At 72.7% G+C, this 14,296-nt stretch carries 11 protein-coding genes; 8 read left to right on the top strand and 3 right to left on the bottom strand.

Annotation, left to right across the window (positions count from 1 at the left end; genetic code table 11):
• Window positions 1-70: 70 nt before the first annotated feature.
• Complete coding sequence (locus ACFC09_RS40070; RefSeq protein ID WP_376537009.1) at window positions 71-784, bottom strand: TetR/AcrR family transcriptional regulator; 714 nt, start codon at window positions 782-784, stop codon at window positions 71-73.
• 64 nt (window positions 785-848) lie between these two features.
• On the opposite strand from ACFC09_RS40070, the gene ACFC09_RS40065 reads away from it, so the two are divergent.
• Window positions 849-1,916 (top strand): ATP-binding cassette domain-containing protein, encoded by a 1,068-nt coding sequence (locus ACFC09_RS40065; RefSeq protein WP_376537006.1) that lies wholly within the window; start codon window positions 849-851, stop codon window positions 1,914-1,916.
• Window positions 1,913-2,695, top strand: coding sequence for an ABC transporter permease (locus ACFC09_RS40060; RefSeq protein ID WP_376537004.1), 783 nt, complete (start codon window positions 1,913-1,915; stop codon window positions 2,693-2,695). The genes ACFC09_RS40065 and ACFC09_RS40060 overlap by 4 nt, the downstream gene beginning before the upstream one ends.
• A gap of 281 nt (window positions 2,696-2,976) precedes the next feature.
• Here the strand turns inward: ACFC09_RS40060 and ACFC09_RS40055 are convergent, their stop codons facing one another.
• Together ACFC09_RS40055 and ACFC09_RS40050 are read right to left on the bottom strand one after the other, a co-directional pair.
• Window positions 2,977-3,252 carry a hypothetical protein gene (locus tag ACFC09_RS40055; RefSeq protein WP_376537002.1) on the bottom strand — a complete coding sequence of 92 codons (276 nt, stop codon included), beginning with the start codon at window positions 3,250-3,252 and terminating at the stop codon, window positions 2,977-2,979.
• Between the two features lie 673 nt (window positions 3,253-3,925).
• Window positions 3,926-4,732, bottom strand: a complete 807-nt coding sequence (locus ACFC09_RS40050) for an SGNH/GDSL hydrolase family protein (RefSeq protein WP_376537000.1) — start codon at window positions 4,730-4,732, stop codon at window positions 3,926-3,928.
• Window positions 4,733-5,047: 315 nt separating this feature from the next.
• Between ACFC09_RS40050 and ACFC09_RS40045 the strand changes: the two genes are divergently transcribed.
• The 6 genes from ACFC09_RS40045 to ACFC09_RS40020 all read left to right on the top strand — a co-directional run bounded on the left by ACFC09_RS40045 (window position 5,048) and on the right by ACFC09_RS40020 (window position 14,100).
• Entirely contained in the window at window positions 5,048-6,256 is a 1,209-nt protein-coding gene (locus ACFC09_RS40045; protein ID WP_376536998.1) for a S8 family peptidase, read from the top strand.
• A 175-nt stretch (window positions 6,257-6,431) separates the two neighbouring features.
• Window positions 6,432-6,875: a hypothetical protein gene (locus ACFC09_RS40040; RefSeq protein ID WP_376536996.1), complete on the top strand. Its 444-nt coding sequence runs from the start codon at window positions 6,432-6,434 to the stop codon at window positions 6,873-6,875.
• Between the two features lie 369 nt (window positions 6,876-7,244).
• Window positions 7,245-8,126 carry a glycosyltransferase family 2 protein gene (locus ACFC09_RS40035; protein ID WP_376536994.1) on the top strand — a complete coding sequence of 294 codons (882 nt, stop codon included), beginning with the start codon at window positions 7,245-7,247 and terminating at the stop codon, window positions 8,124-8,126.
• A complete protein-coding gene (locus ACFC09_RS40030; protein WP_376536991.1) occupies window positions 8,123-9,190 on the top strand; it encodes a glycosyltransferase family 2 protein in 1,068 nt (355 codons plus the stop codon). Before ACFC09_RS40035 ends, ACFC09_RS40030 begins: the two co-directional genes overlap by 4 nt.
• Window positions 9,183-9,983, top strand: coding sequence for a polysaccharide deacetylase family protein (locus ACFC09_RS40025; protein ID WP_376536989.1), 801 nt, complete (start codon window positions 9,183-9,185; stop codon window positions 9,981-9,983). Before ACFC09_RS40030 ends, ACFC09_RS40025 begins: the two co-directional genes overlap by 8 nt.
• Entirely contained in the window at window positions 9,976-14,100 is a 4,125-nt protein-coding gene (locus ACFC09_RS40020; protein ID WP_376536987.1) for a lipopolysaccharide biosynthesis protein, read from the top strand. Before ACFC09_RS40025 ends, ACFC09_RS40020 begins: the two co-directional genes overlap by 8 nt.
• Window positions 14,101-14,296: the final 196 nt, after the last annotated feature.

Here is a 14,296-nt window from a genome sequence, read left to right as displayed (position 1 = left end):
CGAAGCCCCTGGAGGCCGGTGGTGCCGCGGGGCACGGACGACCACAGGCACCGCCCGGCCGGCGGGGTGCTCAGGCGAACGCGTCGAAGGAGTCGAGGACGCGGTCCAGGGCGCGTTGGAAGACCGCCTCCAGATCGATCGGCCCGGGATCCTCCGCGAAGGCCGCGGCCAGGTGCGGATAGGCGCCCGAGGCGATCCGGCCGCCGAGGTAGGCGATGCGGACCGCGTCCTCCTGCTCCTGGGTCCAGGGCAGCGAGCGGGTGCGCTCCGCGGTCTCCAGTTCGTTCCTGACGTAGGTCGTGACGACGCCGTTGAGCATCGCGATCAGTTCCAGCTTCGTGCCGGAGGCCGCGTCGAGCGGTTCCAGGCAGGCCAGACAGTGTTCGAGATAGCGCAGGGCGTTCGGGCTGAAGCCGTAGACGGGTGACATCAGCCGCGGCAGCCAGGTGTGCCGGTGCATCAGGGCGCGCGTCTGTCGCGCCACCCGGTTCATGTCCGCGCGCCAGTCCCCGTCGGGCCGCCACAGTTCGTGCTCGCCGCTGACCGCGTCCACCATCAGCTCGTACAGGTCCTCCTTGCGGGGGACGTAGTTGTACAGCGACATGGTGCCGCAGTCCAGTTGGGCCGCTACGTGCCGCATCGAGACCGCGTCGAGACCGTGCGCGTCGGCGATCCGCACGGCAGCTCCCGCGATGTCCGCGCGGGTGTACGCCGGTCTGGGGCCGCGTCCCGTGCGCTCGGGTCGGGCCCAGATCACTTCGGGAACGGCCGCTCGGGCTGCCATGGATCATCACCTCGCGCTCCCATCCTAGTTACGTACGGCGTACGTAGTGCGCTATGGTCGGCCCATGGATACTACGTACGCTGTACTTAGTGAAGGACTGGAGAAGCGGTTCGGCACCGTGCACGCCCTGCGCGGACTGGATCTGGCCGTCGCGCGCGGCACGGTCTGCGGACTGCTCGGCCCGAACGGGGCGGGGAAGACGACGGCCGTGCGGCTGCTCGCCACGCTGCTGCGGCCGGACGCGGGTTCGGCCCGGGTCGCGGGGCACGACCTCGTACGGGAGGCCGCGGCGGTACGCCGCCGGATCGCCGTCACCGGGCAGTACGCGTCGATCGACGGCGACCTCACCGGACGGCAGAACCTGCGGCTGTTCGCGCGCCTGCACCGGGTGCGCGGCCCGGCCGAGCGCGCCGCGGACCTGCTCGACCGGTTCGGACTGACCGAGGCCGCCGACCGGCGGGCGGCCACCTACTCGGGTGGCATGCGGCGCCGGCTGGACCTGGCGGCGAGCCTCGTCCGCCGCCCCGGCGTGATCTTCCTGGACGAGCCCACCACCGGTCTCGACCCGGCCGGCCGGAGCCGGATCCAGGACGCGGTGCGCGAACTGGCGGCCGAGGGCACCACCGTGCTGCTGACCACGCAGTACCTGGAGGAGGCCGACCGGCTGGCCGACCGGGTCGCCCTGCTGGACCGGGGCCGGGTCGCGCACACCGGTTCGCCCGCCGAACTCAAGGCCGTCATCGGGGCCTACGCCGAGGTCGTCGTCGCGCACACCGACGCGCTGGTGCGGGCGGCCGGCGTCCTGGACCGGCTGACCGGCCACGAACCGGCGCTGGACCACGAGCGGCACACGGTGGGCGCGGTCACCACCGACGCCACCCTGACCCTGCCCCGTCTGGTGCGCGAACTCGACGCGGCGGGCGTGCCATTGCTGGACGCCCGGCTGCGCCCGCCGACCCTCGACGACGTCTTCCTCCGGCTGACCGGCGGGACGACGGGGGGTCCGGCCGGTGAGCGCACCGGGAACGGCGAGCACACCGGGAACGGCGAGCACACCGGGAACGGCGAGCACACCGGGAGCGGCGAGCGGACGGCGCCCGGCGGCGACCGGCGGAAGGAGCGTGCGGCATGAGCGCGTTGCTGCACGACGGTGCCGCGATGGCGGGCCGGCAACTGCGCCGGGTCCGCAACAGTCCGGGGGTCACGGTCCTGACCCAGGTCATGCCGGTGAACATGCTGCTGTTCTTCGGCTACGTCTTCGGCAGCGCGCTCGCCATGCCCGGCCGGGAGTACCGGTCCTTCCTGCTCCCGGGGCTGCTGGTGGCGACCGCGGCGGGCGGGATCATGACGGGGATGTTCCAGGCCGCCCAGGACTGGCACCGGGGCGTGACCGACCGTTTCCTGACGATGCCGGTGAGCCGGGCCGCCGTGCCGCTCGGCCAGGCCGTGGCGGACCTGGCCGTCTCCGCGCTCGGCACGGTGCCCCTGCTGCTGGTCGGGCTGGCCGTCGGCTGGCGGGTCGAGGGTCCGGCGGCCGGGGTGCCGGCGGCGGTGGGCCTGTTGCTGCTGTTCCGGTTCGCCTGTACGAGCATCGGGATGCTTCTCGGCCTGCTCACTCGGAGCGAGGAGGCCGCCGGGCAGCTCGGCGCCGCGACCTTCGTCCTGCCCCTGCTGTCCAACGCCTACATTCCCACCGACAACCTGCCGGGCGTGCTGCGTACGCTCGCCGAGTGGAATCCGATCAGCGCGGTGACCACCGCCCTGCGGGACCTGTTCGGCAATGCTCCGGTCCCGGCGAGCGCCGCCTGGCCGGTCGCCCATCCGGTCGCCGGGTCACTGCTGTGGAGCGTCGTGCTGATCGCGGTGTTCCTGCCGCTCGCCGTACGCCGGTACGCGCGCGGCGAGCGGTGAACGGCACACACCCTCGCCGGTCGTAGGGGCCGATCGCCGGCTGCCGGGAGCGGTGGTGGGAGGCGGGGATGCCGAGCGGGCCGGGGTGTGACCGTCGATGTGGTCGGTGGTGTCGCTGCCGTCCCGTCGTTCGCTGCCGGGCGGGGACGGGGAGCGGACGGGGGACGTGCGGGCGCTCGGACAGCGCGCCGCGGCGCCGCTGCGTGGCCGTGGGGATGACGGACGACGAGATCGCAGCGGTACGCCGAGGCGGCTTGCGGCCCTGGGCAGGTGCCCGTCGGTCAGTGCTTGTTGCCGCCGAACAGCGAGCGGCGCAGCCGCCGCAGCGGCGCGAAGAGGGAGACACGACGCACGCGCGTGTCCCGGTCGCTGCACTCCTGCCTGGAGTCACGCGCGGTCAGCTCACGCATCAGCGAGGTCGCTTCGGCCGCCTTCTGCTGCGGTATGGCGGGACCCGCCAGCACCGAGAGATGGCGGTCGAGGCGCGAACTGCTCGCGCTGCTCCCGCAGGTGATCGCAGGGACCCTCGCCCTGCTTCGCACTGTTATCTGCTCCATGTCACTCCCCACCCGTAACGAGTCCACCCGGCGCGGGCAGGGTAACCCTATCGCCCCATGCGGCCACTCGGGTATCACGCCCACAGTATTCACCTTCCCCGTAAGGAGGTTGACGATTACTCTCCGAATCCGACCGATTTCAGGGCGAGTTGCGCAACGGGCTGACTGGTGGGCCACAGAGTGCGACAGACCGACCGACGGTCACGGCGAGTGACGGCATGGAGCCGCTGCGTCCGGTTACCCCCGAGGGCGTGTCGTCGGGGGCGGGAGCAGGGGGACGGGGACGCGCACCGGGGCACTCGCACCACGTCGGCCGCACGGACATCGGGGCGACGAGAACGTGGGCGATCTCACGTGGCCGGGTCCGCCCGGCGTCGCGTCCCCCGGAAACGGACCGGTGCTCAAGGGGGCCGCAATCGCCGCCGGACGGGCCACCTCGTGGGGAAATCACGTGAGATGCCGTGCGGGGGACCCTGACGGCCGACGGACCGCCGGCGCACCCCGAGAGCGGGACGGCCGAGAACGCGATCGGCGTGGAGGTACCCGTTCCGGTGCGGGCGAGGTCCGGCCCGGTCGCGCCCTCCGTGACGTCTACGGCTACGGAGACCCCGACGGACGGGGCCTCCGCTGCGCCTTCGCACTCTCCGTCGGATCCGGCCTGCGCCCTGACGGATCAGTCGTTGTTGTTGAGCACCGGCAGGTAGCCGCCGGACTGGCCGGCCGCGGTGGGGTGGTACGAGGTGCCGATGTCGAGCCAGTTCACGCTGTGCAGCCAGGAGTCGCCGGAGCAGATCTCATGGCCGGTGAAGGTGGTGCGGACGTCGCCGAAGACGAAGCCGTGGGCGGCGGCGCGCTGGGAGATGACGCTGTTCATGTAGTCGGCCGCATCGTTGATCGCGGACCGCTTGGTCTCGGAGAGACCCACGCACGTCGCGCCCAGCTTGTAGAAGCGGGGGTAGCCGATCACGACGACACGGGCGGACGGGGCCTTGGACCTGATCGTCGAGTAGGTGGTGTCGAGCTTGCCGGGCAGCGTCGAGGCGACGTAGGACCGGGCGGTGTTGATCCGGGACAGGCAGGTGCTGTCGGAGTTGAGCACACAGGTCGTCATCACGTCGGCGAACCCCGCGTCGTTGCCGCCGATGGTGATGGACACGAGGCCGGTGGAGGAGTTGAGCGATCCCAGCTGGCCCGCGAGGACGTCGTCCGTGGTGGCGCCGGAGCAGGCGTTGAACGCGAACGACGACGGGGCGTGGGCCGCGTTGTACAGGTAGGGGTAGGCGTTGGTGCTGCGGTCGCAGTCACCACTGGAGCTGATGTAGCTGCCCGCTCCGACCCCGGAGGAGTAGGAGTCGCCGAGCGCCACGTAGCCGCCGGCCGCCGCGAGTTCGGACGCCTGCGCACTGGCGGCCCCGGTGAGGGCGGCACCGACGGCGAAGAGGGTCGAGATGAGGTATGCGGTAAGTCGGGAACGTCTCATGGAACCTCCCTTTAGCAGCATCTCTGCCTCAACTGTGGTACCAGCTACGCGTGTTGACTGGAAGTGTTCATGCCAATTCTTTTCCCGTCCGGACCTGATCGACTCCGCCCGTTCACCGATCGAGTGATTTCGCGTTCATGACAGCTTTGTTGACAGCTCGTCAACAGCCTTGTTCTACGCCCGTAGACGACCGAGGCTTTACCCAGCCCCGGAATGGAACGCGACGGTCCGGGGCCGTGCGGGCGATCCCGCCCGCACCCCCCACACGAGCGCGCCGACCCGGGCGCGCTCCGCCAGGAGGAGGACCCCCTCGTAATGGCACAGTTGCGCAGCAGGAAGTTCCGCCTCGCCGCCCTCACCGGCGTGGCCGCCACCGCCCTCGTGGGCGCTCTCACCGCGCTCCCGGCGCACGCCGCCCCGGCCACCGGCACGGTGCTCGCCGCGAACTCCCCCGACGCGGTGGACGGCAGCTACATCGTCACCCTGAAGACCGGCACCGGAATCAAGGCCGCGTCGAACACCGGCAAGGACCTCGTCAAGGAGTACGGCGGTACGGTGCGGAAGACGTTCGGCGCCGCGCTGAACGGCTACTCCGCGAACCTCTCGGCGGACCAGGCCGCGAGACTCGCCGCCGACCCGGCGGTGGCCTCCGTCGAGCAGAACCGGACGGTCCACCTGACCGACACGACGCAGTCCAACGCCCCCTGGGGTCTGGACCGCGTCGACCAGACCTCGCTCCCGCTCTCCGGCACCTACACCTACCCGGACAGCGCGGGCAGCGGGGTGACCGCGTACGTCATCGACACCGGTGTGCGCATCACGCACACCCAGATCAGCGGCCGGGCCTCCTACGGCTACGACGCGGTGGACGGCGACACCACGGCCTCCGACGGCAACGGTCACGGCACCCACGTGGCCACCACCATCGCGGGCTCCACCTACGGCGTGGCCAAGAAGGCGAAGATCGTCGCGGTCCGCGTGCTCGACAACAGCGGCTCCGGCACCACCGCCGGGGTCATCGCGGGCATCGACTGGGTGACCGCCAACCACAGCGGACCCTCGGTCGCCAACCTCTCGCTCGGCGGCGGTGCCTCCACCACGCTGGACACCGCTGTGCGCAACTCCATAGCCAGTGGCGTCACCTACGCGATAGCCGCGGGCAACAACGGCCTCAACGCCTCCTCGTACTCCCCGGCCCGGGTGACCGAGGCGATCACGGTCGGCGCCACCACCAACACCGACGCCAAGGCCAGCTACTCCAACTACGGCACGGTGCTCGACCTGTTCGCGCCCGGCTCCAGCATCACGGCGGGCTACAACACCAGCGACACCGCGACCGCGGTCCTCTCCGGTACGTCGATGGCCACCCCGCACGTCGCGGGTGCCGCCGCCGTCTACCTCGCGGGCCACGCCTCGGCCACCCCGGCCCAGGTCGCCACGGCCCTGGTGAACGCCGCCACCTCCAACGTGCTCTCCGGCGTGGGCACCGGTTCGCCGAACAAGCTCCTGAAGGTCGTGCCGTAACACCGGTCCGCACCCATCCGACCACCAGTTCCCCGGAGGCAGCCGGCGCCTCCGGGGAACGTGTGTCTCCGGGGGCGCCCGGTCACCGGCGCGGTCGCCACGGCATCTTGACGGCCCGGCGGCGCCGCGCGACATTGAAGCCCGGCATCCGGCGCTTCGGGGGGCAAAGTCGGCCATGCGCACCATTCGCGTCAAGGCGCCTTCGGCGGACGGCTCCGAGCGGACCCGACCAGGTCCGGGGAGGGACCTGGCACCGCTGCTCACGGGGGTCGCGGCGGCCGTCGGCGGAGTCGGCGCGCTGCTCGCGCTGACCGGTTCGGCGTCGCCGCTGCGTGGCCCGTTCGCCCTGTTCTTCCTGCTCGCCGCGCCGGCGACGGCCATCGCCTCGGTGTTGCGCGGGCTGGATCCGTTCGGCCGGCTGCTCGTCTCGCTGGCGGGCGCGGTCGTCGTCGACATGCTGGTGGCCCAGGGCATGCTCGCCGTGCACCGCTGGTCGGTGGACGGCGGAATCCTGGCCGTGACCGTGTTCAGTCTGCTGCTGTTCCTGGCCGAGGGAATTCTCGAACGGATGCAAAAGATCCGTTCGGGCCGAGGAGTAACGGCTCGTAAAAGCAAGTAACGGCCAAACCAATTCAAACGTGAGGTCTCGTTCCGGGCCTTGCCATACGGGTTCAATCGTCAATACCGTCAGACGTCTCACCCGCATCGGACCGTCATCACGCGGCTTCAGGGGAGGGCCAGGACCGCGGCGTTCCGACGCGGGGCGCGGTAGGGGGGTGCCGTGCTCGGTGACCGTACGGGTGGCCGAGCCGTGCCGCGCGACCGGCTGCCGTCCGCCGCCTTCGGCGGACGGGCCAGCTTTTGCCAGCTCACCCGCGTGCGCGGAGAGCGATTCGCCGTGCCGTGAGTGAGTACCCCCCTTTCGAACCGGAATCAGAGCCGGGCCGCCCGGGGGAGGGTGGTCCGCCGGACGAGAGGGACAACACTCGTGAGTTCCGTTCTGCGCCCGACCGCTTCGGGCCAAGATCCGTCGATTCCCGGCACGTACCGTCCGATCTCCTCGCACCTGGCCATCGCGCCGCCGGTGAGCGTCGTGATTCCGGCCATGAACGAGGCGGAGAATCTGCCCTACGTCTTCAGGACCCTGCCCGAGTGGATACATGAAGTGGTGCTGGTGGACGGGAATTCCACCGACGACACCGTGCAGGTGGCCCGGCGGCTGCGACCCGGGCTCAAGGTCGTGGAGCAACGGGGCAGGGGCAAGGGGGACGCCCTGATCACCGGGTTCGGGGCGTGCACCGGCGACATCATCGTGATGGTCGACGCGGACGGCTCGGCCGACGGCCAGGAGATCGTCTCGTACGTCTCGGCCCTGGTCTCGGGCGCCGACTTCGCCAAGGGCTCGCGCTTCGCCAACGGCGGCGGCACCGACGACATGACCTTCGTCCGCAAACTGGGCAACTGGGCGCTGTGCACGGTCGTCAACCGCAAGTTCGGCGCCCGCTACACCGACCTCTGCTACGGCTACAACGCGTTCTGGCGGCGCTGTCTCGACGCGATCGACCTCGACTGCACGGGCTTCGAGGTGGAGACGCTGATGAACATCAGAGTGGTCAAGGCGGGGCTGAGGGTGCAGGAGATACCCAGCCACGAGTACCTCCGCATCCACGGCACCAGCAATCTGCGGGCGGTGCGGGACGGGCTGCGGGTGCTCAAGGTGATCCTGAAGGAACGCTCCAACCGCCGTGACCTGCGTCGGCGCGCGCGCCGTGCGCCGACGCCCGACGCGGTGCGCCTCGACACGGTCCAGCTCGACTCGGTCCAGCTCGACTCGGTCCAGCTCGACTCGGTCCGGGGAGAGGCGTCTTGAGCGGTCCGGGCATCTCCGTCGTGATCTGCTCGTACACCGAGGACCGCTGGGAGGACGTCCGCGCGGCGGTCGACTCGGTGCGCGAGCAGTCGTACCCGGCGCTGGAGACGCTCCTCGTCGTCGACCACAACCCGGCGCTCCTGGAGCGACTGGCCGAGGAGTACGACGCACCCGACGCACCCGAGGCGGAAAAGCGCGGGGGCGCTGGAGTGCGGGTGCTCGCCAACGCCGGGCCGCGCGGGCTGTCCGCCGGCCGCAACACCGGGATCGCGGCGTCGCGCGGGGAGGTCGTCGCCTTCCTCGACGACGACGCCGTCGCCGAACGGCACTGGCTGCGCCGCTTCGCCGAGGGGTACGCCGATCCGAGGGTGCTGGCCGTCGGCGGCCGGACGGTGCCGGTCTGGGCGTCCGGGCGGCGGCCGGCCTGGTTCCCCGAGGAGTTCGACTGGGTGGTGGGCTGCACCTACCGGGGTCTGCCGCCGGGGCGGGTCCGGGTCCGCAACGTACTGGGCGGGAACGCGTCGTTCCGGCGCACGGCGTTCGACGCGGCGGGCGGCTTCGCCACCGGCATCGGCCGGGACGGCGACCGACGGCCGCTGGGCTGCGAGGAGACGGAGCTGTGCATCCGGCTCGGCCGCGCCCGGCCGGACGCGGTCCTGCTGATCGACGACCGGGCCGTGATCCACCACCGGGTTCCCGAGGCGCGCGAGCACTTCGCGTACTTCCGCACGCGCGCGTACGCCGAGGGGCTGTCCAAGGCCCTGGTGGCGCGCAGCGTCGGCGCGGCCAAGGGGCTGGAGTCGGAACGCCGGTACACCACCCGGGTGCTGCCCGCCGCGGTGGCCCGCGGCCTGCGGGACGCCCTGCTGGCCCGGCCGGGCGGCGCCGGGCGGGCGGGCGCAGTCGTCGCGGGCGTACTCGTCGCGGCGGGCGGATACCTGGTGGGCACCGCTCGGGCGCGCCGGAGCGGGACCCCGTTCCCGGCGGCCCCGGTCGTGCCGGTGAATGGCGTACCGGTGAACGCTCGGACGGACGAGCGCGTCCGGGGGGAGGGACATGACTGAGGCACCCGTGCCGATCCTGATGTACCACTCGGTCGCCACCGCGCCGAACGACGCCACCCGTGTCCTGTCGGTGGCCCCGGAGGCGTTCGCCGAGCAGATGGCGCTGATCGGCGAGCTGGGCCTGACCCCGCTCGGCACGGCCGACCTCGCGGCACGCTGGCGCTCGGACCGGCCGCTGCCCGCCCGCCCGGTCCTGATCACCTTCGACGACGGCTACGAGGGCGTGCACCGGCACGCCCTGCCGGTCCTCGCCGAGCACTCCTTCCCGGCCACGCTGTTCGTCTCCACCGGCTGGATCAAGGGCGCCCACGACACCGGAGGCGGTCCGGACACCATGCTCGACTGGCGCCAGGTGCGCGAACTCGCCGCCGCCGGTGTCGAGATCGGCGGGCACAGCCACACCCACCCGCAGCTCGACCAGCTCGACGACGGGCCGCTGCGCCACGAGCTGGTCCGGTGCACGCGGATCGTGGCCGACGAACTGGGCGGCGCCCCGGTCTCGTTCGCCTATCCGTACGGCTACTCCGACCGCCGGGTGCGCCGGGCGGTGCGGGCGGCCGGGTACGCGCAGGCGCTCGCCGTCGGCAACGCCCAGGCCCGCCGCCGCCAGGGTCCGTACGCCCTGCGCCGGCTCACCGTGCGGCGCGGCACGGACGCGGAGGAGTTCGAGCGGCTGCTCCTCGGCCGCTCGATCGCCCGCGTCTTCGCCAGGGACCGTGTCCTCACCCAGGGGTACGCGCTGGTCCGCAAAGCCCGCCGGGTCCGTCGGAAGGCAAGCCGTTCCCGTGGCTGACACGCCGACCAGCACCGGGACCGCGGCGCCCGGCGGCCGGGCTGCCGAGCAGCCGGGACACCGGCCGCGGCGGCCCGGACGGGGCCGGTCGGCCGGCGGTGGCCAACTGCTGCGCAACGCCTACGCCCTGATGCTGAACACCGGCGTCTCCGCCGTCCTCGGCGTGGGCTTCTGGCTCGCGGCGGCCCGCTACTACTCCGAGTCCGCGGTGGGCCAGGGGTCCGCCGCGATCGCCGCGATGAAGCTCCTCGCGGGGCTCACCGCGGTCACCCTGACCGGCGCCCTGGCCCGCTTCATCCCGGTGTCCGGGCGGGCCACGGGACGGCTGGTCCTGCGTACGTACGCGGGCAGTTCGCTGGTGGTGGCGCCGGCCGCGGGCGTCTTCCTGATGACGCTGGACGGGTGGGGGCCGTCGTACCGGTTCCTGCACGGGCCGGTGACCGGCCTCGGCTTCGTGCTGGCCGTCGCCGCCTGGAATCTGCTCACCCTCCAGGACGGTGTGCTGACCGGGCTGCGCAGCGCGCTCTGGGTGCCGGTGGGCAACACCGTGTTCTCGGCGGTGAAGCTGGGCCTGCTGGTCGCGTTCGCCGCGGCGGTCCCGACGGCCGGGGTCTTCGTGTCCTGGGTCGCGGCGATCGCCACCTCCGTGCTGCCGCTGGGCTGGCTGGTGTTCCGCCGGCTGGTGCCCCGGCACGTGCGGGCGACGCGGGAGCGGGCACGGCCGCCGACGCCCGGGGAGATGGGCAGGTTCCTCGCCGGGGACTGCACCGGCTCGCTGTTCTCGCTCGCCGTGGTCTACCTCGTCCCGGTGATCATCGCGGCGCGGGTCAGCGCCGAGGACAACGCCTACTTCTACATCACCACCACCATCGGCGGCACCGTCAACCTGCTCGCCGTCAACATGGGCGCGTCGCTGACCGTCGAGGGCTCGCACGACCCCGCGCGGCTGGCCGCCGACACCCGGGCCGCGCTGCGCCGGATGGCCCGGATCATGCTGCCGGTCTGCGGGCTGCTGTTCGTCGGGGCGCCATGGATCCTGGGCGTGTTCGGTGCGGGCTACGCGGACGCGGCGACCCCGCTGCTGCGCTGGTTCGCCGTGGGCGCCCTGCTGCGGGTCGTGATGGAGACGTACTTCGCGACACTGCGCGCGCGGAGCCGGACCGCCCAACTCGCCTGGTTGCAGGGCCTGTTGTGCGTGCTGGTGCTCGGGCTGACGCTGCTGCTGCTCCCCCGGATGGGCCTGACCGGGGCGGGGGTCGCGGAGATCTCCAGCCTCGCGGTGATCGTGGTGATCGCCGCGCCCCGGCTGTGGCGGACGGTCCGAATCGAGCCGGCCGCGCAGGTGCCCGCGGCGACCGGGCCGGACGGGGACCTGGCCGATCTGGAGATGCTGCCCCTCTTTCGGCTTTCGAGCAGGGGGAACCCCGAGGCCGTCCGGTCCCGTGGGCGCGGGCCGGACCGGGCGCCGGACAGCGACACCCTCGCCCTCGGCGTGCGCGTCGACTTCGACCACCAGGAGCGCCGCCCCGACGTGCGTCCCGGTCCCGGCACCTGGCCCTCGGGCACACCGGCGGCGGATCCGGGCCACCGGCCGGCCTGGGCACGGCCGGCCGAGCCGCGTCGGCCGCGGGCCGGCACGGGAGAGCAGGCCGGCACGGGAACGCGGGCAGACGCGGGAACGCGGGCAGACGCGGGAACGCGGGCAGACGCGGGAACGCGGGCCGAGGCCCGCTCGGGAACGCAGGCCGACGCGGGGACGTGGGCGGAGGCGGGAACGCGGGCCGACGCGGTGGCGGCGCCGGTACCGGCGTACGGCCGGAACCGGGAGTGCGGCAGGGAGGCGGGCGCCGAGGCGTCGCTCGGTCCCGCCGAGGCGTCGCCGCTGAAGGAGGCGGCGGCCGACGCGCCGTTCGGAGCGGCCTTCGCACCGAAGGCGGCGGGCCGGACGGCGAGGGCGGCCTCGGCCGGGCGGCGGGGGAGAGCCGGAGTGCCGGAGCCCGCCGGGCCCGACGAACCGGCGGAGCCCGGCGGAGCCGACGAACCGGCGGTGCTCGGCGGGGAGACGGCCGCCGGGTCGCCGCCGGGGCCCGTGCGCCGGATCCTGCCGCCGACCCGCTCCGGTGTCGTCCTCGGCTGTCTGCTGGTCGCCGCGCTGCTGCTGTACTGGGTGCCGGCGGCGCGGCTCGGCGAGGCCGACCTGGACCGGATGGGCGGGCTCGGCCTGGTCTCGGTGCTGCCACCGCCGACGCTCGTCGGGGCCGCGCTGCTGGTCACGGTGTTCGCCTCGCTGCTCAGGCTGCGCCGTGAACACCGTGCGCTGCTGCTGGTGACGCTGCTCGCGACGGTGGTGTCGCTGCATGCCCTGCCGGCCGTCGTCGAGGCCGAGCCGCGGTTCGCGACGGCCTGGCAGCATCTCGGGTTCCTCGACTACATCGACCGCACCGGGTCGGCCGTACCGGACCTGGACGCGCGCTGGAGCTGGCCGGGATTCTTCGCGGTCGCCGCGTTCGTCGCCAAGGTATGCGGGGTCACGGACTTCACCGAGGTCATCCGCTGGTGGCCGACGGCCGTCCAACTCGCCTACCTGGCACCGCTGTTCCTGCTCGTGCGGTCGCTCCGGGCGAGCTGGCGGGCCAAGTGGACCGGCATCTGGATCTTCGTGCTCAGCGGCTGGGTCGGCCAGGACTACTTCTCCCCGCAGGGTTTCACCTACCTCCTCTACCTCGTCTTCGTGGCGGTCCTGCTCGTCTGGTTCCGCGCCCCGCGGGGCGTCCGGACCGAGTTCCGCCCCGGCGAGGCGGAGGTGGCGCCGACGAACCGCCGGCAGCGGACGGTGCTGCTGATGGTGGTGCTCGGCCTGTACGCGGCGAGCGTGCCGGCCCACCAGCTCACCCCGTTCATGATGCTGGGCGTCCTCACCGTGCTGGTCCTGACCGGCAGATCGGTCCTGCGCGGCCTGCCGCTGCTGTGCGCGGTGCTGGTCGCGGCCTGGGTCGGTCTCCTGGCCGAGCCGTACTGGTCCGGGCACTTCGACGAGTTGTTCGGCGGGATCGGCGGGGTCGGCAGCAATGTCTCGACGTCGGTGTCCGGCCGTATCCAGGGCGGCAGTCCGAGCCACAGACTGGTGCTGTACGCGCGCGTGCTGCTGGCCGGCGGGGTAGTGGCCCTGGCCTGCGTGGGCTGGTGGCGGCGGCGCGCGAACAGGTACCGCGAGCGGTCGCTGCCCGTGCTGGCCCTCGTCCCGTTCCTCGGCTTCGGCATGCAGTCGTACGGCGGCGAGATGGCGCTGCGCGTCTTCATGTTCGCGCTGCCCGGCGCGGCCCTGCTGGCCGCCCTGGCGCTGTTCCCGCGCACCGGCGCGACCGTGGCCGAACGCGCCCGCGACCGAAGGAGCCTCGCTCCGTTCGCCGCCCTCCTGGCCGGTCTGCTGCTGATGGGCGGTTTCCTGGTGGCCCGCTGGGGCAACGAGCCGTTCGAGCGGATCAGGCCGGGCGAGGTGGCGGCCATGGACTATGTGTACGCCCATGACAAGCCGACCGTGCGGCTGCTGTGGCTGAGCGACGACACGGTCGACAACGTGACGCCCGCCATGCCGTGGGGGGCCAGGGACATGGAGCGGGTCGACTACGTGCCGACGCTCGCGCCGACCGACCCGGTGCTGGTGTCGGGCCTGGTCGAGGCGTTGCGGAAGGCGGGGCCGAACTCGTATCTGATGGTCAACCGGAGTCAGGTCACCTATCTGGAACTGGACGCGGGCTACTCGGCGACCTGGGAGTCCCGGCTGACCCGGCACCTGGACGACCGGCCCGAGTTGACGAAGGTCCTGGCCAACCAGGACGTGACGCTCTACGCCCTGCGGGAACGGCCCGCGGGTGCGGTGCCCGCGCCCGACCCCGGTCCGGCCGGGCCGCTGGTGACGTGGACACCGTGGTCGGTGGTCGGTGCCCTCGCGGCCGTCGCGCTCGTCGTGCTGCTGACGGCGCGGGAGGCGGTCCGGGTCGCGATGCGGCCCGGCCCGCGCCGGGAACGCCTGGTGCAGAGCGGTTTCTGGTTCTCGCTGCCGCTGCTCGTGGTGTTCGTCGCCGCGCTGGTGCAGCGGTTCCTGACACTGAAGTGAGGCGCGAAGCGACCGACCGGACCGGCCGGGCGCCTCGGGCGCACCCGGTCCGTCCGGTGCACCCCCGCCCGGCCCCTCCGGCACACGTGGTCCGCCCGGCCCGTCCAGCACACGTGGTCCGTCCGGCCCGTCCGGTGCACGTAGTCCGTCCGGCCCGTCCGGTGCACGTAGTCCGTCCGGCCCGTCCGGTGCACGT

This window comes from Streptomyces sp. NPDC056161 (genome assembly GCF_042268025.1).
In the GTDB taxonomy this organism is placed as follows: Bacteria; Actinomycetota; Actinomycetes; order Streptomycetales; family Streptomycetaceae; genus Streptomyces.
This window is presented reverse-complemented; position numbering and strand designations above follow the sequence as displayed.